The organism is Xinfangfangia pollutisoli (assembly GCF_020179405.1).
Lineage (GTDB): Bacteria > Pseudomonadota > Alphaproteobacteria > Rhodobacterales > Rhodobacteraceae > Pseudogemmobacter > Pseudogemmobacter pollutisoli.
Genome location: NZ_JAICBZ010000016.1, coordinates 1 through 17,901, shown reverse-complemented (window position 1 = coordinate 17,901; position 17,901 = coordinate 1). Strand labels below are relative to the sequence as shown.

Below are 17,901 nucleotides of genomic sequence, written 5' to 3'. Positions count from 1 at the left end.
CACAGAGCAAATCCCGAGGCTGAGGAAAACTGACAATTACGGGCCGGTGCCCAACGAAGAGTTTGCCAACCTGCCGGTGCAAGGGGGCACTGGCGCAGCAGGGCCTTCAGCCGACCCTGCACCTCAATCAGCGGTGACAGATACAGCGGTTGCACGGCTTTGGCCGGGCCGGTAGCCGCCACCCGGCATCCAGCGCCGCCACCACGCGGCCGCGCGCATTCAGCATCGGCACTGCGATCGAGCGCAGTCCGTCCTCCACCTTCTGCTCGATCTGGGCAAAGCCCTGCGCCCGCACCCGCTCCGGTTCCGCCATTCCTGCCGCGGGATCTGTCAGGGGGCGCGCGGGGGCCGGGCGGGCAGCGGGCCTGCGCCCAGCACCTCTCGGGCCTCGGCTTTAGACAGGGCGGCCCGCATGATCCGACCCATGCTGGTGCAGCGGGCGGATAGGCGTGAGCCCGCCATCAGCGCAATCGACATCACCCGCCGTTGTGCCGCGCGGGCGATATAGACGATCTCTGCCCCGTCCAGGATGGAAACCGAGGTGCTTTGCCCGATCCGTTCGGACAGCCCATCCAGAAACGGCTGCACGATCTGCGGCAGCGGCATGGTGGCCAAACAGGCAGTGCCAAGGGGCAGCACGCGCGGGGATCGTCTCGATCATGCCTGCCCCCCGCCGAGGAGGCTTCCATGGACAGGACCTTGCCCGATCTGGCCATCGCCGTGGCCGGAATCGAAGATGGCATGACAGTGATGATCGGCGGTTTCGGCGGTGCGGGTTCGCCCATCAAGCTGATCCACGCGCTGATCGACCGCTTTTGCGCCACCCGCCATCAGAAAGACCTGACCGTCGTCAACAACAATGCCGGCAACGGCCATGTCGGCCTTGCCGCCCTGATCGAGGCGGGCATGGTCAGGAAACGGACCTGCGCCTTCCCGCGCGCAGCCGATCCGGTGGTATTCACGGACGCCTATCTGGCGGGCAAGATCGAGCTTGAGCTGGTCCCGCAGGGCACTTTGGCCGAACGCATCCGGGCCGGTGGCGCGGGCATCCCGGCTTTCTACACACCGACCTCCTTTGGAACGGATCTTGCCGCTGGCAAGCCGGCCGAGGTCTTCGAAGGCCGGTCTTATATGCAGGAGCGCTGGCTCAAGGCGGATGTGGCGCGTGTCAAGGCAGAGCTTGCCGATATCCATGGCAATCTGACCTTCCGTGCCGCCTCGCGCAGTTTTGGCCCCTCGATGTGCATGGCCGCAGCACAGGCCGGGGTGCAGGCCCGCAGCATCGTGGCGCCCGGCACCATCGACCCGGAGCATGTGATCACCCCCGGCATCTTCGTGCAGAAGATCGTCGAACTGGCGAACCCGGTTCAGGACGAAGACCTGAATCTGGCCAAAGCCGCCTATCCGCTGGAGGCATGAGCATGGAAAAACTCTCCAACAACCGGATCGCATGGCGCGCCGCGCAGGACATTGCCGACGGGGCCTGGGTGAACCTTGGCATCGGCTTCCCCGAAAAGGTTGCGCAATTTCATCCGCCGGGGCGTGAGGCGATCTTTCACACCGAAAACGGCATCCTGAATTTCGGTGAAGCCCCCGCCAAGGGCAGCGAAGACTGGGATGTCATCAATGCTGGCAAGAAGGCCGTGACGATCCGGCCTGACGCCGCATTCTTCCACCATGCCGACAGTTTCGCCATGATGCGCGGCGGCCATCTGGATGGGCCATTCTGGGCACCTATGAGGTGGCCGAGACCGGCGATCTGGCGAACTGCTCGACCGGTCCGAAGGGCTTGCCCGCCATGGGCGGCGCGATGGACCTTGTCCATGGTGCAAAGCGCGTGGCGGTCATCACCGACCATGTGACCAAGGACGGCAAGCCCAAGCTTCTGGAGCGCTGCACCTTACCTTTGACCGGGGTAGCCTGCGTGACGCGCGTCTATTCGTCCCTGGCGGTGATTGATATCGAAGGGGGCCGTTTCGTTCTGCGCGAAAAGCTTCGCTCGCTGACGCTTGCGGCGCTTCAGGCCTTCACCGGCGCGAAGCTGCACCTGGACGGTCCGGTGGCCGACCTGATTGTTCCGGTGGTTTGACATGGGCCGTGACGTCTTCATCTGCGACTATATCCGCACCCCGATTGGCCGTTATGGCGGGCCGCTCTCCTCGGTTCGCCCGGATGATCTGGGCGCGGTGCCGCTGCGGGCGCTGATGGCGCGCAATGCGGGCGTCGACTGGCAGGCGCGGTTGATGATGTGATCTTCGGCTGCGCCAATCAGGCGGGCGAGGACAACCGCAATGTCGCGCGCATGTCGCTCTTGCTGGCCGGGCTGCCGCTGGAGATCGGCGGAACCACGATGAACCGCCTATGTGGTTCGGGCATGGATGCGGTCATCACCGCCGCGCGGGCGATCCGCGCGGGTGAGGGTGATCTCTATATCGCCGGCGGTGTAGAGAGTATGTCGCGCGCGCCCTTCGTCATGCCGAAGGCGGAAACTGCCTTCAGCCGTGACAATGCGGTCTATGACACCACCATCGGCTGGCGCTTCGTCAATCCCGCGATGAACAAGGCCTACGGCACCGATTCCATGCCACAGGCCGGTCAGAACGTCGCCGATGACTACGGCATCAGCCGCGAGGCGCAGGATGCTATGGCGCCCTTCTCGCAAGCCAAGGCTGCCGCGGCGCAGGCCTCAGGTCGTCTGGCGCAGGAAATCACCCCGTTGGTGATCCCGCAGAAAGGGCGATCCGATCACCGTCGACCGCGACGAACACCCCCGCCCCACCACACCCGAGCTTCGGCCAAGCTGCGCGCGCTGTTCCCGAACGGCTCGGTCACGGCCGGCAATGCCAGCGGCGTGAATGACCGGGCGGCGGCGCTGGTCCTCGCGTCGGAGGAGGCGGCGAAAAAGCATGGCCTGACCCCGATTGCTCGCGTTCTGGTGGTGCGGTCGCCGCGTTCCGCCCCGCATCATCGGGATCGGGCCAGCACCCGCCAACCAGAAGCTGCTGGCCCGGCTTGGCCTGACACAAGACCAGTTCGACGTGATCGAGCTGAACGAGGCCTTTGCCGCCCAAGCCATCGCCACCCTACGCCAGCTGGGCATCGCCGGTGACGATGCCCGGGTGAACCCCAACGGCGGGGCCATCGCGCTTGGCCATCCCTTGGGCATGTCGGGCGCGCGGATCACCGGCATCGCAGCGCTGCAACTGGCGCTGGCCGGCGGTCGTCGGGCGCTGTCCACCATGTGCATCGGTGTGGGCCAGGGCATCGCCATCGCGACCGAGCGGGTCTGATGATCTGCTGGCCGTGGCGCCCACACGCCAAGATGATGGCTTTTATGCCATGCGCGTGAAGCCTGCTAACCTGTTTCCTTGGTGCATGCCGATCTTGACCGCGCCCATGGCGAGATCGTCGAACACCGCCTTGATCTGGGCGCGTAGGATGGCGGGGAGCAGGGCGGCGATGGCGCTGACGGCGCGGGCGTTTTGCGCGGTGATCGCGGTCAGCACACTGGCGCCACAGGTACCAAGTGCCGAGAAGGTCTTCAGATCGGCCTGACTCCCAGCCCCACCGCCGCTGTCGGGGCCTGCAATGGTCAATGCGATGGTCGTCACGTCGCCCCCAAAATTGACCGAAGGACTGGGTCTGGGGGCTTGGCGCACGGCTGGAACTCCGCCGTGACATGCTTGAGCTACCCGTTCCCTCCGCCGCTATGAACCGGATCAGGTTCGATGTTTCGGCATGAGCCTCTCAGCCCCGACCGCCCAGGACACCCCAACGAGTAAGTGCCCGAAGGTTAGGGCGGTTTCGGCCCGGGGCAAGGCCGGGACAGAATAACGGCCCGGCAGCCGCGCCGAGTTCGGCGGCTTCGCCAGACGACAGGCTGAGGCCCGCAGCAACGGAGTTCTCTTCGAGATGTGCGGCCCGGAGCGTGCCGGGGATGGGAAGAATGACCGGGCTGCGCTGGAGCAGCCAGGCGAGTGCCACCTGACCGGCATGGGCGTCGTGGGCCTTCGCGATGCGGTCGACCGCGCCGCCGGGCCGGGTCAGGCAGCCCTCCGCCAGCGGATACCATGGGATGAAGCCGATGCGGTTGGCCGCGCAATACTCCAGCACATCATCGCTGCCGCGGTCGATAAGGTTGTAACGGTTCTGCACCGTCGCCACCGGGAACACCTTGCCGGTGGCCTTGATCTCTTCAACCGAAACTTCGCTCAGGCCCGCATTGCGGAGAATGCCCGCGTCGAGCACTTGCCTGATCGCGCCGAACTGGTCGTCGCGCGGCACGCGCGGGTCAATGCGATGGAGCTGCCAGAGACCAATCTGCTCGACGCCCAGCGTCTTGAGGCTTCTTTTGGCGCGCCCGATCAGATGGTCGGGCCGGCCGTTCGACGTCCACACGTCAGGACCGCTCCGCGTCAGCCGGCCTTGGTGGCGACCAGTATGCGGGCTGATCTGGTCACGCTCAGCCCCGATATGGAGGTGCTGCTGGCCATCGCCCCCCTGCTCGACAATGGCGTATCTGGCGCTTTGGTCGTGTCGCCGCAGGGCGCCGCGCTGAGGTTGAGAAAGTCGTGGCAACCAGCGAGGGATCATTGCAACAGGCCGTGAATCCTTGCGCTGCAAGAACCGCGCCTGACCCCGATCAGGGGGCAATCCTGGACAGTGATTGACTGTGGTGTACCACCTCGTCTGCCTGGCGGCGGGGCCCGGAAGGTGAGCGGCCTTGTCGGCTCTGGCTTGGCGGTTCTGAGCGGGGCTTGACCATGGAGTCGCCGTCACAGGCCCGGGCTTCTAGATTGCCGGCAAGCGATTGCCTGTAAGCATCCGTAGCACAGCGAGGCGCCGGCGTTCGGCTGGGGGCCATGTGGCGCTGTTCGGCGTCATCGCAACCGCGTTTTGCGAGAACCGCCATATCGGGGCCGGCCTTTCGGCCTGACAGGCACCGGGGCCAATGCCCCATCAGGCTGGGCACTTGCCCTGCCGGCAGCGTTCGGCGGCGATGCCGCCTTCAGGTCGCCGGCAGGGATCGTCACGAGAAATCGGGGGCCGTCTTGCCATGAAAGGCCTTGATCCCGATCTGCCAGTCGCGGCTGTCGATCAGCATGGCCAGGCTTTCCAGCCCGAACTTGCGCGCCGTGCGCAGGTCGGCATCCTCGCACAGATAGACCGAGGCCTTGCTTTGCGCGATGGCGCGGGGGCTTAGCGCGCGCAGCTTGCCCGCCAGATCCAGCGCAGAAGCCAGCAGCGCTTCGGGTTCGGCGATGGCATAGAGAAGGCCGCGACGCTCGGCCTCTTCGGCCGGGATGTGGCTGCCCAGCAGGATCCATTCCATGGCCTTGCTGCGCCCGACATGGCGCGACAGTTTCTGCACCCCGCCGGCCCCGGCCAGCGCCCCCAGCTTGACCTCGGGCAGGCCCAGGAAGGTGCCCTTGGCCATGATGCGGAAATCGCAGGACAGCGCCAGTTCGCAGCCGCCACCAAGCGCATAGCCGTTGATGGCCGCGATGGTCGGCCAGGGCTGTTCCTCCAGCCGGTCGAACAGGGCGGCGATGCGGTTCAGATAGCTGTCGCGCAGCCGGAAGCGGGCATCCTGGCCCATGTTCTCGGCCTCGAAATAATCCAGATGCGCGCCGCAGCAGAAGGCCCGGCCAGAGCCGGTCAGGATCATCGCCCGGATGGGCTTCGGGCCCAGCTCGTCCAGGATCGCCTCAAGCTCGTCCAGGAAATCGTGGCTCAGCGTGTTCATCGCGCTGCCGCGGGTCAGGGTGACCAGAGCGACATCGGGCTCCGGCCAGGTCAGGGTCATGGCGTGGGTGGACACGGGGTCTCCTTTCAGGACGGATCAGCGGGTCAGCACGATCTTGGCCGCCTCGCGGTCCCAAAGCGACCCGAGGTTTGCGTTGGCCCAGTCGCGCAGACGGTATTTCTCGATCTTCTCGGACGAGGTCTTGGGCAGGGCCTCCAGCACGTGCAGATAGCGCGGCACCATGAAATAGGGCATGTTCCGGTCGCAGAACCGGATCACTTCGGCGAAGTCGATCGTCGCATCCTCGGCCGCGACCACGAAGCACAGGACGTCATCCTCGCCCAGATCCGATTTCACCGCGACGGCGGCGGTTTCCCGGATCGAGGGGTGGCGCGACAGGATCATTTCCAGCTCATAGGCCGAGATATTCTCGCCCCGGCGGCGGATCGCGTCTTTCTTGCGGTCGACGAAATACAGGTAGTTGTCTTCGTCAAGATAGCCCCGGTCGCCGGTATGCAGCCACAGCGTTCCCATCGCCTCAAGCGTGGCTTCGGGCATGCCGTAATAGCCTGTCATCATGATGCCGGGCAGGCTGGGGCGCAGGGCGATTTCGCCGGTGGTGCCGGGGGGCAGCCGGTTGTCTTCCTCATCCAGAATGGCGACCTCGACATAGGGGTAGACCCGCCCGGCCGAGCCCAGTTTCAAACCGCCCTCATCGGGGCCGTAAAGCGTGACCGCGAAAGTCTCGGTCTGGGCAAAGAGGCTGGTGATCTTCACCCCAAATCTTTCGGTCAGCGGCCTTGCGACCTCGGCGCTCAGCGCGGGCACCACCATCATCTGCCGCAGGCGGATGCGGGGGGTGTCGGCGCGGTCGATCTCTTTGATGACGATATTGGCCATGGCGCCCAGTACATTGGTCTGGGTGGCGCCGCAGTCTGCCACCTCGTCCCAGAAGCGCGAGGCCGAGAAACGGCGCGAGATGGCCAGTGTCGCCCCGGCACACAGCGCGGGCATGAAGGAATACCAAAGCGCATTGCCGTGGAACAGCGGCAGGCAGGTGTAAAGGATATCGGCCTCGGTATAGCGATAGACGTGATGCAGCTGGCTGCCGACGCTGATCCCCTGCGAATGCGGGCTGATCACGCCTTTCGACGGGCCGGTCGTGCCCGATGTGTACATCAGATACATCGGATCGCGCGGGGTGATCTGGACCGCGGGCCGGATCGCGGGGCCCGTCTCCAGATCCGAGAAGTCCAGCATGCCCTCGGGCAGGGGGGCGCCATCGCGGGCGCCGACGATCACGACGCGTTCCAGCAGCGGCACCTGGTCCAGCACCGGCAGGACGCGGTCAAGATGTTCGTGATCGACGATCAGGATCCGGCTGTGCGAGTTTTCAAGGAAATACCGCAGCAATTCGCCCTTCGCGGCCGTGTTCAACGGCACCGCCACGGCCCCCAGCCGGGCCAGGGCGAAGATCGTCCACACGAATTGCGGCGAATTGCCAAGGAAAAGGGCGATGTGCTGGCCCTTGGCGATGCCCAGCTCGGCGGCCATCCGGGTCGCGACCCGGTCGGCATGGCCGTCGGCGAAGGCATAGGAAAAGTCCTCGCCCTCCCACCGGATCAGGGGCTTGTCGCCGAACCGGGCGGCCTGTTCGGCCAGGAGTTCGCCCAGAGTGGTCTGCATGGCGCCAAAGGTCATGGTCGTCTCTCGTCGGATAAGGGTATTGTCAGCGGCCCAGCGGCCACAGCACGATTTGAGGGAAGGCGATCAGCAAAAGGATCAGCGCGAGCTCGATGAAGACGAAGGGGATGCAGCCGATGAAAACCTCTTTCAGCGGCAGGTTCGGCACCGATCCCTTGACCACGAAGACATTCAACCCCACCGGCGGCGTGATCAGCCCGATTTCGACGGTCTTGACCACCAGGATGCCGAACAGGATCGGATCGACGCCCAGCTGCTGGACGATGGGAAAGACCACCGGCATGGTCAGAAGCACCATCGAGAAGCCGTCGATGAAGGCGCCCAGGAACAGGAACGGGATCAGGATCAGGATCAGCATCACGGTCGGCGGCAGATCGACCGATGCCGCCATCAGCGCCAGTTCGGTGGGCAGGCGGCTGGTGGTCAGGGCGATGCTGAACAGGCCCGCGCCGATGATCAGCGCGAAGACCGTGCAGGTGACGCTGCCGCCTTCCTTCAGGCCGCCCCTGAGGATCCTCATCCGCCCCTTGCGGGCCATCGCCATCAGGAAGGCGAGAAGCGCCCCCAGGGCTGCGGCCTCGTTCGGGGTGGCGATCCCGAGGTAGATCGAGCCGATCACCACGCCAAAGAGCAGGATCGCTTCCCAGGTCAGCGCCAGGCTCTGCACCCGCTCTTTGAAAGGAATGCCGGGGCCGGTGGGCACGCCCCCGACCAGGGCGGGGCGCAGATGGCCCATGACCATGATGCCGATGACATAGGCCACCGCGGTGATCAGCCCGGGGATCAGCGCGCCGCTGAACAGCTGCACCACCGATGTGCCCGTGGCGAGGCTGTAGATGATCAGGATGCTGCTGGGCGGGATCAGCACGCCCAGCGTGCCGCCTGCCGCGATGCACCCCGCTGCCAGCCGGTCGGAATATCCGGCGGCCCGCATCTCGGGGATCGCGATCCGCGCGATGGACGAGGCGGTGGCGATGCTGGATCCGCTGACGGTCGAGAACAGCGCGCAGGCAAAGACCGAAGCGGTGGCCAGCCCGCCGCGCATCCCGTGGGTGACCTTGTAGGCCATCTGGAAGGCCCGGTTCGACATGCCTGTCGCGTAGGCCAGATAGCTCATCAACATGAACAAGGGCACGACGACATAGGCGAAATTCGCGACGTAGGAATAGGGGAAGGTCGCCACGACGAATTCGAACCCCGCAGCACCCCGGGTCAGGAAGATGCCGACCAGGGCGCTGCTGATCAGCGCGAAGGCGATGGGCATGCCCATGATCAGCAACAGGATCAGAAGGGCGATGATCAGCCAGCCAACTTCAATCGGCGTCATTCTTGCAGGCCCCCGCTTTCGCCCTGGTCGGTCTGAAGGCCGAGGCAGAGCCGGATTGTGTCCATCAAGAGTTGCAGCGTGAGGAGGGTCAGGCCAAGGGCGACGGCGATCCGCGCCGGCCAGACCGGAAAGACGATGGCGCCGAACGTCATCTCCTGGGTTGCGGTGGCGTGCCAGGCCTCGGCCAGGGTGAACCAAGCCAGGATGCCGATCGCGATCATCGACAGCAGCGTGGTCAGGATGTTCAGCGCCGCCCGGGTGCGCGCCGCGACCGTGCCGATCAGGATCTCGACCCGGTAATTCTGCTTGGAAGCCTGGACAGCGGCCAGACCCAGATAGATCAAGGCCACCAGCAGAAGGGTGCTGAGTTCGGTCGCCCCCGGGATCGGCATGTTGAAGAGCGCGCGCATCGCGACGTCGATCACGACGATGAGGGTGATGACGAAGATCATCAGGCCCGACAGAACGCCCAGGCCGTGGTGCAGGCGCTCTATAGCTTGGAAGACGCGCATGGTGGTTTCCCTGTTGCAGAGCGGGCTTTCCGCCCGTCATCGGTGGAATCCGGGCCGCGCGGCGACGGCCCGGTTTCGTCGCGGTCAGTCTTTGCCGTAGCGATCCATGTAGAGTTCCAGGCCCGGCGTGTAGGCCGCCGTCGCCTCGCTCTCGCGCACCAGCGCGATGTAGCGGTCCAGGATCGCCTGACCGTCATAGCCGGCGGCATTCGCCGCGGTCAGCCAGTTCTTCCACAAGGTGTCGGTCACCGCATCGCGGACGCGCTTCGCCTGGTCCTCGGACATGATGACGACTTTGGTCACGCCGACGGAATGCAGCTTGTCGACGCTTTCGGACACGAGGTCGTTCATGATCGCCGCGTAATGGTCGGGCACTTCGGCCGCAACCTCGGTGAAGATGGCCTGCTCCTCCGGCGTCAGCCGGGCCCAGGCATCCGCGTTGATGCCGGTGCTGGAAACGGCATAGACGCCCATCCCCCCGCCATCCGAGACATAGGGCGCGAATTCATGCACCCCGACGGCCATGCTGGTCAGGAAGGGCGCCGAAGACAGCCCGTCCAGCAGGCCGCGCTGCAGGCTTGACACCGCATCGGCGAAGCCCATCGACACCGGCACCGCACTCAGGATCTGCAGCGCGTCCGCGATGCTCATGACCGAGCGGATCCGCATGCCGGAAAGATCTTCGATCGTGTGGATCGGCTTGTTCGACCAGATGCTGTTTTCCGGGAAGGACAGCCCATACAGCAGGTGGATGTTGCGGCTTTCGTATTCCGTCTTCAGCTCGGGCAGTTCTTTGTACAGCTGGTTGAAGGCATAGGTCGTGGCGACCGCGTTTTCGGTGATGTAGGGCAGGGTGACATTCGTCAGGATGTATTCGGTCGGATGGAAGGCCGAGGGCACGCTCATGCCCATATCCACCGCGCCACGCGACAGGCCGGGATAGATCTCGGGGCCGCCCAGCATCGCCCCGCCGATATACTGGTCGAAGGTGATCGCGCCTTTGCTGCGTTCGGTCACCTGCGCCATGAACCACATGTCGACCTGCACCAGCGGATCGCTGCTGCTGAAATAGGTCGCATAGCTTAGCGTGGCATCGGCGCTTGCTTGCGTTGCCAGTCCGGCGAAAGCCGTCAGGGCGGCCGCGCCAAGCGCGGTGATGCGGGAGTTCGTCTTCGTCATTGTTCCCTCCTCGTTGCCAGTCGCGAAACCCTCCCCGATTTCTACCTAACGACTGTCCTAAAATCAGAGTAGCGAGTCTTCACCGCATTGCAAGCCCGCTGTCGAGGCTTCCAGCAGAAGGCGGGGCGACAAAGGTGAAAACGGCCGTCGCGACAGGGGTGGTTTCGCCAGGATGCCCGGCGCGGGCCGAGACGAAACTGACCGCACGGCCAGGCTTTTCAACCTGGGCGGTGGCCAGAAGATCCTGTGGCCGACCATAGATCAGAAAACTGTACTGCGCGGTCGCCACCTGGGGGGTGGGCGTGTCGCGCATCAGATGGCGCGCCGATTCCAGCAGATGCGCGGCGATGGCGCCGCCATGCAGCGCGGGCAGGCTGCCATTCCCGATCAGCCCGACGCGATAGGGCAGAAGAATCGCGCCATCCGCTTGGGCGGTGAATCCCATAAGGCTTTGATAATCTGGGAAGCCATCAAGGACTCGGTCGCTGTGCAGGCTGTGCGCCCTGTCGGGTCGGGGCAGTTTCTTGCGGTAGAACCGTCCCAGTGCCCGCGCGCAGTCTGCCTGGCTTTCGGGCGTGCGGGCGCTGGCCGCAACCAGAACCGCGCCCCGTGCGGCGCTGCCCGAGATATGCGTGACCCTGGCGGTGGCCTGCAGATCCTGCCCGGGAAGGGCGGGCGCCAGATGGTCGATCCGCAAGTCCAGCGTGGCGGTTGATTCGCGATAGTCCAGGCCGGCCATCGCCGAGACACCGCAGACCGTGTCCAGAAGCGTGGTGATTGCCCCCTCGTCAATCCCGTCGTGGCTGGTTCGGGTCAGGGCCGGCCGGTAGGGCAGGCGCATCTGCACCAGGCCATCTTCTTGAACTGAAGTGACAATTCCAAGTTCCTGGTCATGCACGATGGCCCCACCCAGGGTGGCTAGCAGATCTGGCTGCCCTGGCCCTTGGCCCTTCATCCTGCGGCTCCTGTTCCTGTTGGGCCGGGTGCCGATCTTTGCGCAGATCCCGGTTGACCAAACTCTTCCCTGCTGTTTAATCTACCTAACAACTGTCCGAAAATCTACTGTGACTTGGGGCTGCTGAATGGGACTGACCTTCGAGGAATTCTTCACCGAACAGCGTTGGGTGACGCAGGGCCGCACGGTGACCGAGGGCGAGGTCGCGCAGTTCTGCGGCCTGTCCGGCGACTTCAACCCGCTGCATTCGGACGAAGAGCATTGCCGCGCCACGCCTTTCGGCACGCGCATCGCCCATGGGCCGATGACGCTTTCGATGGCGATCGGGCTGATGTCGCAGCTGAACCTGATCAACGGCACCGCGATGGGGCTGTTGAACCTGAACTGGGACTTTCGCGCTCCGGTCAAACCCGGCGACACGATCCATGCCGTCGTCACCACCCGCTCGGTGCGCCCGACCCGGGCGGGGCATGGCGTGGTCGTGCTGGCGCTGGAGGTGAAGAACCAGACCGGCGCGGTGGTTCAGGAGGGCGCGCTGACACTTCTGATGAAATCCGGCCACAGCCGCACCGCCTGAGCCTTTGCCTGAAGACTGCGGGCCCGCCCGCAAAGCCGAAAGCGAGCATCCATGACCACATTGACCACAGCGATCGATCCGCGCGACAGCGGCTTCCAGACCCGGACAGGGGCCTATCAGGGCCTGCTCGACCAGTTGCGCGACCGCCTGGAATGGTCGCTGGCGGGCGGCGGCCCCCGGATGGTCGAGCGCCACCGCGCCCGGGGCAAGATCCTGGTGCGCGACCGGATCGACCTGTTGATCGACCCGGGTACGCCCTTTCTTGAGCTGAGCCCGCTGGCGGGCTGGGGCCTGTACGAGGGGCAGCTGCCCGCGGCGGGCCTTGTCACCGGCGTCGGCACGGTGCGCGGCACTGCCTGCATGATCATCGCCAATGACGCGACCGTCAAAGGCGGCAGCTTCTTCCGCGAGACGGTGAAAAAGCACATCCGCGCGCAGGAGATCGCCTGGGAGAACCGTCTGCCGATCCTCTATCTGGTCGATTGCGGCGGTGCGAACCTGAACCAGATGGAAGAGGTTTTCTACGACGAGAACCATTTCGGCGGCACCTTCTACCGCCAGTGCCGCATGTCGGCCGAGGGGATCCCGCAGATCGCCATCGTGTTCGGCGAATGCACCGCCGGCGGCGCCTATATCCCCGCGCTTTGCGACGAATTCATCATGGTGGACGAGATGGCCTCGATCCACCTGGGCGGGCCCTCGATCGTGAAGGCCGCGATTTCCGAGGTGGTGGACCGGATGACCCTGGGGGGCGCGCGGATGCATGCGCTGACCTCGGGCGTCAGCGACCATCTGGCGGCCGATGAAAGCTCGGGCCTGGGGCGGATGCGCGACATCGTGGGGGCGCTGAACTATGTCCAGCCGCTGGCCCCCGTGCGCCAGACCCCGGAAGAGCCGCTGTTCGCGGCCGACGATCTGCCCGGCATCGTCGGCACCGATCTGAGCCGCCCCTTCGATCAGCGCGAGGTGATCGCGCGTCTGGTCGATGGCAGCCGCTTCCACGAGTTCAAGCCGGAATGGGGCGAAACCCTGGTCTGCGGCTTTGCCCATATCGACGGCTTCCCGGTGGGGATCATCGCCAACAATGGCGTGCTGTTCGGCGAGGCCTGCCTCAAGGGCGCGCATTTCATCGAGCTGTGCGACCAGCGGCATACGCCGATCGTCTTTCTGCAGAACACCACCGGCTTCATGGTCGGCAGCGATGCCGAGCGGAACGGCATTTCCAAGCATTCGGCCAAGCTGGTCTATGCCATGTCGAACAGCCGGATGCCGCGCTACACCATCGTGACCGGCAGTTCTTATGGTGCTGGCAATTACGGCATGTCGGGCCGGGGCTTCCGGCCGCGCTTCATGTTCGTCTGGCCGAATGCCCGCGTCGGCGGCATGAACCCCGATGTCGGCAGCGCCGTGCTGATGGAACTGCGCCTGGCCTCGATCAGCAAGAATCCTGCCACGCCCGAAGAACTTGCCGCCTATGACGCCGGCGTCCGCAAGATGTTCGAAGACAAGTCGGACCCGTATTTCTGCACCGCCCGCCTGTTCGATGACGGGATCATCGACCCGCGCGATACCCGCCGCGTGCTGGGGATCTGCCTTGCGCTTGGCTTTACCCGCCCGCAGCGCGGCGCGCCGCGCGCCGTCTACAGGATGTGACTCATGAATGAATTCCTTAAAGCGTCCCGGCCGATCCGGTCTGTTCTGGTGGCCAACCGCGGCGAGATCGCCTGCCGGATCATCGCCGCCTGCCACAAGCTGGGGCTGCGCGCGATCGCCATCTATTCCGAAGCCGATGCCGATGCGCGGCATGTCTCGCTGGCGGATGAGGCGCATCTGATCGGGCCGGCGCCCTCGGCGCAAAGCTATCTGAACATCGAGGCGGTGATCGCCGCGGCGCGCCGCTCGGGCGCCGACGCGATCCATCCGGGCTATGGCTTCCTGTCGGAAAACGCAGGGTTTTCAGCGGCCTGTGCCGCGGCCGGGATCGTGTTCGTCGGGCCCAGCCCCGAGGCCGTGGCCGCGATGGGATCGAAGATCGAGGCAAGGCGCATCGCCGAGGCGGCCGGTGTGCCCATCGTTCCCGGATACGAGGCCAGGAATGCCGGCATGGCGGATATCGCTGCGGCGGCCGACCGCATCGGCTATCCGGTCATGGTCAAGGCCAGCGCCGGCGGGGGCGGGCGCGGCATGCGCGAGGTTGCGGATGCCAGCCAGCTGCAGACCGCGATCCAAAGCGCCCGGGCCGAGGCCGGCGCTGCCTTTGGCGACGATACCGTGTTCATCGAGCGCCTGATACTGGCGCCGCGGCATCTTGAGGTGCAGGTCTTTGGCGACGGCAAGGGCGATGCGCTGCATTTCTTCGAACGCGACTGTTCGATCCAGCGCAACCACCAGAAGCTGGTCGAAGAGGCTCCGGCGCCGAACCTGCCGGACGCGATCCGGTCGATGCTGTACGAGAACGCGCTGAAACTTGCCCGGGCCATCTCCTATGCCGGGGCGGGAACGGTCGAATTCATCATGCAATCGGGCTCGGACGAGGTGTTCTTCCTGGAAATGAACACCCGCCTGCAGGTCGAGCATCCGGTGACCGAAGCGATCTGCGGTGTCGATCTGGTCGAGTTGCAGTTGCGGCAGGCGGCCGGATTGCCGCTGGGTCTTACGCAGGATCAGATCGTTGCGCGCGGCCATGCGATCGAGGTGCGGTTGAATGCCGAACGCCCGGATGCGGGCTTTCTGCCCGCCACGGGCCGCTTCGTCGATATCGTGGCGCCGCGGGGCCTGCGCTTTGACACCGGCGTCATGCCCGGATCAACCGTCGGCACGCATTACGATTCCATGCTGGCCAAGCTGATTGCGCATGGTCCCGACCGCGAAAGCGCGCGGCTGCGGCTGATCGAAGGGCTGGAGATGCTGGCGATGCCCGGCGTCCAGACCAACCAGCCCTTCCTGGCCGATTGTCTGCGCGCGCCGGTCTTTGCCCAAGGTCAGGCGACGACCGGCTTTCTGGCCGACCATTTCCCCGCAGGCTGGGCGCCCGATCGGGGGCATGTCCTGAAACTGCGCGCCGGCGCTTCGCTGCAGGCGATCGCCGCCCCCGGAACCGACCCGCTGCGCCGCAGCGACGGGTTCCGCGTCACCGCGGCCAGTCGGCCGGCCACGATCCCCCTTCGGGTCGAGGACGAGGCGGGCACCGCCGATCTGCGCATCGAGCTGTCCTCGCCGCCGCGCGTGGTGCAGGCAGAGGAAAGCCAGCCCCTGACCGGGATGGAAACGGCCCGCTACTGGCGGCAGGGCGATGTGATCCATGGCTGCTGGCTTGGCCATACCGTGGCGGCAAAGGTCCGGGCACTTTCGGAATCCAGTCTGGACAACCAGGCATCCGGCGATCACGCCGGGCAGATCCAGGCGCCCCTGACCGGGCTGGTCTCGGCCATCCATGTGCAGCCCCAGGATATGGTCCGCAAGGGCGACCCCCTGGTCGAGATGGAGGCGATGAAGCTGGTTCACAGTCTGGTCGCGCCCTTTGACGGCCGGGTGACGCGGCTTGGCTGTGCGGTGGGCGAAACGCTGACGGCGCGCAGCATTCTGGTGGAACTTGAGGAGGCAGTCTGATGGCAGGGCTTTGGTTCGAGGATTTCGAAGCAGGGATGGTGTTCAACCATGAATGGACACGCACGATCACCGAAACCGACAACCGCTGGTTTTCGCTTCTGACGATGAACACCCAGCCGGTTCACATCAGCGTGGCGGCGGCCGCCAAGACGGTCTGGAAGAAGCCGCTGGTGAACTCGTTGCTCACGCTGGGCTGCATGGTCGGCATGACGGTGAACGACACCACCTTCGGCACGACGGTTGCCAATCTGGGCATGACGGATGTGAAATTTCCCCATCCGCTGTTCGAGGGCGATACGATCCGCATGAAGACCCTGGTCGTGGCCAAGCGCGAAAGCAAGTCGCGCCCCGGCGAGGGCATCGTGACCCTGCGCCACGAATGCTACAATCAGGATGACGTGCTGTGCGGCACCTGTGACCGGGCGGCGCTGATGATGAAGCGCCCGGTATCGGCATGACCGAGGCGCCCTTGCGGGCCCTGGTCGTGGGCGGAACCGGCGGGATCGGGCGGGCCATCGCCGCGCGCCTGGTGCAGGACGGCGCGCGCGTCGTCATCGCCGGCCGCGACCCCGACCGGGCGCAGGCCGCCGCGGCCGCCTTGGGCTCGGCGGTCCTTGCGGTGACGGCGGAGGCGGGCGATCCGGCGCAATGCGCCGATATGGTCGCGGCCGCCGAGGCGCATCTGGGCGGCATCGACGCGCTTTTCTCATGCGCGGGCGGCAATCCGATGCCGCGGCTTCTGGCGCAGATCCCGCTGGAAGAGTTGATGGGAACCATCGGCCGCTCGCTTGCGCCGACGATCCTGCCCGCGCGCGCCGTGCTGCCGGGCATGACGGCGCGCGGCGGCGGTTCGATCCTGTGCGTGGCCTCGGACGCGGGCAAGCTGGCAACGCCGGGCGAGGTTGCGATCGGAACCGCGATGGCCGGGATCATGATGTTCTGCCGCGCCATGGCCTATGAGGCCAAGCGGCAAGGCATCAGGGTCAACTGCCTGACCCCTTCGATCGTCGAGGGCACGGCCCTGCATGACAGCGTGATGGCAGACGAATTCGCCGGCCGCCTGTTCGGCAAGGCCAAGACCCTGGCCCATCTGGGCGTCGTCCAGCCGCAGGATCTGGCCGAGATGGCGGTGTTTCTCGCCTCGCCCCGCGCGGCGCGGATCACCGGGCAATGCATCTCGATCACCGGCGGGATCTCGGCGATATGACCGTGCCTGCAGACCGGCTGGCGCCTGCCGCTGATGCAATGGGCAGGCGGACGCCGCAGGATGGGGTGCGCAGCGCGCAAGGGCGTGGCAGAATGGGTCCGGTGCAGACAGGACATCCAGAATGAGTGAGCTTCAGCCCCCCCCGACCCGGAAAATCGGCAAGGCCGACGTTGCGCGGGCGGAAATCCTTTCCGCCGCTGCCGGCCTGATGCGGCGGGTGGGCTATGCCGAAATGTCGCTGCGGGATCTGGCGGCCGAAGTGAACATGAAGGCGGGCAGCCTGTATTATCACTTCCAGTCCAAGGATGACCTGGTGACCGAGGTCATGCGCATCGGCGTCGAGGTGGTCGAGGCTGCGGTGCGCGAGGCGCTGGCCAGACATCCCGACCTGCCGCCGACCGATCGGATCATGATCGCCGTGCGGGTTCATCTGGATACGATGCTGAAGAAAAGCGACTTCGTCTCCAGCCACATCCGCTGCTACCCCTTCGTGCCGACGCCGATCCGCAACCGCCTGCGCGAGGTGCGGCGCAGCTATGACCGGATCTGGATCGACCTGCTGGGCGAATATCTGGGGCCGGATGCCGCCTATGACGATGTCCGCTACCTGCGCCACCTGCTGATCGGGGCGCTGAACGGGGCTCTGGAATGGTTCAACCCCAATCGCGACTCGGCCATGGCTTTCGCCGGTCATATCGAGGCGCTGCTGCGGAACGCCCGCTGAAGGATTGCCATGGACTATCGTTCCTACCTTTTCGTGCCTGCCGACCAGCCGCGCAAGCTGGCGGGGGCCGCCGCAGGCCCGGCGGATGCCATCATCCTTGATCTGGAAGATGCCGTGGGTCTGGCGCAGAAAGATGCCGCGCGCCAGATCGTGGCGGGCTTCCTGGCGGCAGGGCACGGCGCCCATCCGTCCGGCCCGGCCCGGCTGATCCGGGTGAATGCGCTTGCGACCGGGATGACCGAGGCCGATGTCATCGCCACCGCGCGCCATCGCCCCGCGGGCTATGTGCTGCCGAAATGCGCGGGGCCTGCCGATGTCGAGGCTTTGGCCCGGCTTGTCGCGACGCATGGCGGCGGCGATG

Annotated in this window: 20 protein-coding genes and 2 pseudogenes; 12 read left to right on the top strand and 10 right to left on the bottom strand. The window is 65.7% G+C overall.

What is annotated here, in order from left to right:
* Positions 1-127: 127 nt before the first annotated feature.
* Entirely contained in the window at positions 128-313 is a 186-nt protein-coding gene (locus tag K1Y73_RS07365) for an IclR family transcriptional regulator domain-containing protein (RefSeq protein WP_263626553.1), read from the bottom strand.
* Positions 314-330: 17 nt separating this feature from the next.
* Positions 331-606: an IclR family transcriptional regulator domain-containing protein gene (locus tag K1Y73_RS07360; RefSeq protein WP_225027567.1), complete on the bottom strand. Its 276-nt coding sequence runs from the start codon at positions 604-606 to the stop codon at positions 331-333.
* An 81-nt stretch (positions 607-687) separates the two neighbouring features.
* On the opposite strand from K1Y73_RS07360, the gene K1Y73_RS07355 reads away from it, so the two are divergent.
* The 5 genes and pseudogenes from K1Y73_RS07355 (at position 688) to K1Y73_RS22105 (ending at position 3,290) form a co-directional block, all read left to right on the top strand.
* Complete coding sequence (locus tag K1Y73_RS07355) at positions 688-1,419, top strand: 3-oxoacid CoA-transferase subunit A (RefSeq protein WP_225027566.1); 732 nt, start codon at positions 688-690, stop codon at positions 1,417-1,419.
* Positions 1,416-2,089: pseudogene (locus tag K1Y73_RS07350) on the top strand (3-oxoacid CoA-transferase subunit B). Before K1Y73_RS07355 ends, K1Y73_RS07350 begins: the two are co-directional and overlap by 4 nt.
* Position 2,090: 1 nt before the next feature.
* On the top strand, positions 2,091-2,252 hold the full coding sequence (locus tag K1Y73_RS22110) for a hypothetical protein (protein ID WP_318248223.1): 162 nt from the start codon (positions 2,091-2,093) through the stop codon (positions 2,250-2,252).
* Positions 2,249-3,109: a thiolase family protein gene (locus K1Y73_RS07345; protein ID WP_318248222.1), complete on the top strand. Its 861-nt coding sequence runs from the start codon at positions 2,249-2,251 to the stop codon at positions 3,107-3,109. The genes K1Y73_RS22110 and K1Y73_RS07345 overlap by 4 nt, the downstream gene beginning before the upstream one ends.
* Positions 3,000-3,290 carry a thiolase family protein gene (locus K1Y73_RS22105; protein WP_318248225.1) on the top strand — a complete coding sequence of 97 codons (291 nt, stop codon included), beginning with the start codon at positions 3,000-3,002 and terminating at the stop codon, positions 3,288-3,290. The genes K1Y73_RS07345 and K1Y73_RS22105 overlap by 110 nt, the downstream gene beginning before the upstream one ends.
* 84 nt (positions 3,291-3,374) lie before the next feature.
* Here the strand turns inward: K1Y73_RS22105 and K1Y73_RS07340 are convergent.
* The 8 genes and pseudogenes from K1Y73_RS07340 to K1Y73_RS07305 form a co-directional block, all read right to left on the bottom strand.
* Positions 3,375-3,611, bottom strand: a pseudogene (locus K1Y73_RS07340) (bifunctional hydroxymethylpyrimidine kinase/phosphomethylpyrimidine kinase); the annotation flags it as partial.
* 136 nt (positions 3,612-3,747) lie between these two features.
* Positions 3,748-4,623 carry an aldo/keto reductase gene (locus tag K1Y73_RS07335; protein ID WP_225027565.1) on the bottom strand — a complete coding sequence of 292 codons (876 nt, stop codon included), beginning with the start codon at positions 4,621-4,623 and terminating at the stop codon, positions 3,748-3,750.
* Between the two features lie 406 nt (positions 4,624-5,029).
* A complete protein-coding gene (locus K1Y73_RS07330; RefSeq protein ID WP_225027564.1) occupies positions 5,030-5,821 on the bottom strand; it encodes an enoyl-CoA hydratase/isomerase family protein in 792 nt (263 codons plus the stop codon).
* Positions 5,822-5,842: 21 nt separating this feature from the next.
* Positions 5,843-7,447, bottom strand: coding sequence for an AMP-binding protein (locus K1Y73_RS07325; RefSeq protein WP_225027563.1), 1,605 nt, complete (start codon positions 7,445-7,447; stop codon positions 5,843-5,845).
* 28 nt (positions 7,448-7,475) lie between these two features.
* Entirely contained in the window at positions 7,476-8,777 is a 1,302-nt protein-coding gene (locus tag K1Y73_RS07320; RefSeq protein WP_225027562.1) for a TRAP transporter large permease, read from the bottom strand.
* Positions 8,774-9,289, bottom strand: coding sequence for a TRAP transporter small permease subunit (locus K1Y73_RS07315; RefSeq protein ID WP_225027561.1), 516 nt, complete (start codon positions 9,287-9,289; stop codon positions 8,774-8,776). The genes K1Y73_RS07320 and K1Y73_RS07315 overlap by 4 nt, the downstream gene beginning before the upstream one ends.
* Before the next feature lie 84 nt (positions 9,290-9,373).
* Positions 9,374-10,468, bottom strand: a complete 1,095-nt coding sequence (dctP, locus tag K1Y73_RS07310) for a TRAP transporter substrate-binding protein DctP (RefSeq protein ID WP_225027560.1) — start codon at positions 10,466-10,468, stop codon at positions 9,374-9,376.
* A 79-nt stretch (positions 10,469-10,547) separates the two neighbouring features.
* Positions 10,548-11,309, bottom strand: coding sequence for a PaaI family thioesterase (locus K1Y73_RS07305; protein ID WP_225027608.1), 762 nt, complete (start codon positions 11,307-11,309; stop codon positions 10,548-10,550).
* A gap of 241 nt (positions 11,310-11,550) precedes the next feature.
* Here K1Y73_RS07305 and K1Y73_RS07300 point away from each other — a divergent pair, with 241 nt between their 5' ends.
* From K1Y73_RS07300 to K1Y73_RS07270, 7 genes are all read left to right on the top strand, one after another.
* Positions 11,551-12,000 (top strand): MaoC/PaaZ C-terminal domain-containing protein, encoded by a 450-nt coding sequence (locus tag K1Y73_RS07300; protein ID WP_225027558.1) that lies wholly within the window; start codon positions 11,551-11,553, stop codon positions 11,998-12,000.
* 51 nt (positions 12,001-12,051) lie between these two features.
* On the top strand, positions 12,052-13,653 hold the full coding sequence (locus K1Y73_RS07295; RefSeq protein WP_225027556.1) for an acyl-CoA carboxylase subunit beta: 1,602 nt from the start codon (positions 12,052-12,054) through the stop codon (positions 13,651-13,653).
* A gap of 3 nt (positions 13,654-13,656) precedes the next feature.
* Positions 13,657-15,609, top strand: coding sequence for an acetyl/propionyl/methylcrotonyl-CoA carboxylase subunit alpha (locus K1Y73_RS07290; RefSeq protein WP_225027555.1), 1,953 nt, complete (start codon positions 13,657-13,659; stop codon positions 15,607-15,609).
* The gene (locus K1Y73_RS07285) at positions 15,609-16,067 is read left to right on the top strand and encodes a MaoC family dehydratase (protein ID WP_225027554.1); all 459 of its coding nucleotides are present in this window, start codon (positions 15,609-15,611) and stop codon (positions 16,065-16,067) included. Before K1Y73_RS07290 ends, K1Y73_RS07285 begins: the two co-directional genes overlap by 1 nt.
* Positions 16,064-16,816: an SDR family NAD(P)-dependent oxidoreductase gene (locus tag K1Y73_RS07280; protein WP_225027553.1), complete on the top strand. Its 753-nt coding sequence runs from the start codon at positions 16,064-16,066 to the stop codon at positions 16,814-16,816. Before K1Y73_RS07285 ends, K1Y73_RS07280 begins: the two co-directional genes overlap by 4 nt.
* Before the next feature lie 121 nt (positions 16,817-16,937).
* Positions 16,938-17,540 (top strand): TetR/AcrR family transcriptional regulator, encoded by a 603-nt coding sequence (locus tag K1Y73_RS07275; protein WP_225027552.1) that lies wholly within the window; start codon positions 16,938-16,940, stop codon positions 17,538-17,540.
* 9 nt (positions 17,541-17,549) lie between these two features.
* Positions 17,550-17,901: aldolase/citrate lyase family protein (locus K1Y73_RS07270; RefSeq protein ID WP_263626552.1), on the top strand; the 352-nt coding region annotated here is incomplete at its 3' end.

Excerpts from the sequence above, each read along its gene's own strand:
- K1Y73_RS07320 (WP_225027562.1), bottom strand. The coding sequence starts at position 8,777 with ATGACGCCGATTGAAGTTGGCTGGCTGATCATCGCCCTTCTGATCCTG.
- K1Y73_RS07290 (WP_225027555.1), top strand. The coding sequence starts at position 13,657 with ATGAATGAATTCCTTAAAGCGTCCCGGCCGATCCGGTCTGTTCTGGTG.
- K1Y73_RS07280 (WP_225027553.1), top strand. The coding sequence starts at position 16,064 with ATGACCGAGGCGCCCTTGCGGGCCCTGGTCGTGGGCGGAACCGGCGGG.
- K1Y73_RS07365 (WP_263626553.1), bottom strand. The coding sequence starts at position 313 with ATGGCGGAACCGGAGCGGGTGCGGGCGCAGGGCTTTGCCCAGATCGAG.
- K1Y73_RS07355 (WP_225027566.1), top strand. The coding sequence starts at position 688 with ATGGACAGGACCTTGCCCGATCTGGCCATCGCCGTGGCCGGAATCGAA.
- K1Y73_RS07315 (WP_225027561.1), bottom strand. The coding sequence starts at position 9,289 with ATGCGCGTCTTCCAAGCTATAGAGCGCCTGCACCACGGCCTGGGCGTT.
- K1Y73_RS07325 (WP_225027563.1), bottom strand. The coding sequence starts at position 7,447 with ATGACCTTTGGCGCCATGCAGACCACTCTGGGCGAACTCCTGGCCGAA.
- K1Y73_RS22110 (WP_318248223.1), top strand. The coding sequence starts at position 2,091 with ATGGGCCGTGACGTCTTCATCTGCGACTATATCCGCACCCCGATTGGC.
- dctP (WP_225027560.1), bottom strand. The coding sequence starts at position 10,468 with ATGACGAAGACGAACTCCCGCATCACCGCGCTTGGCGCGGCCGCCCTG.
- K1Y73_RS07295 (WP_225027556.1), top strand. The coding sequence starts at position 12,052 with ATGACCACATTGACCACAGCGATCGATCCGCGCGACAGCGGCTTCCAG.
- K1Y73_RS07275 (WP_225027552.1), top strand. The coding sequence starts at position 16,938 with ATGAGTGAGCTTCAGCCCCCCCCGACCCGGAAAATCGGCAAGGCCGAC.
- K1Y73_RS07305 (WP_225027608.1), bottom strand. The coding sequence starts at position 11,309 with ATGCGCCTGCCCTACCGGCCGGCCCTGACCCGAACCAGCCACGACGGG.
- K1Y73_RS07300 (WP_225027558.1), top strand. The coding sequence starts at position 11,551 with ATGGGACTGACCTTCGAGGAATTCTTCACCGAACAGCGTTGGGTGACG.
- K1Y73_RS07285 (WP_225027554.1), top strand. The coding sequence starts at position 15,609 with ATGGCAGGGCTTTGGTTCGAGGATTTCGAAGCAGGGATGGTGTTCAAC.
- K1Y73_RS07360 (WP_225027567.1), bottom strand. The coding sequence starts at position 606 with ATGCCGCTGCCGCAGATCGTGCAGCCGTTTCTGGATGGGCTGTCCGAA.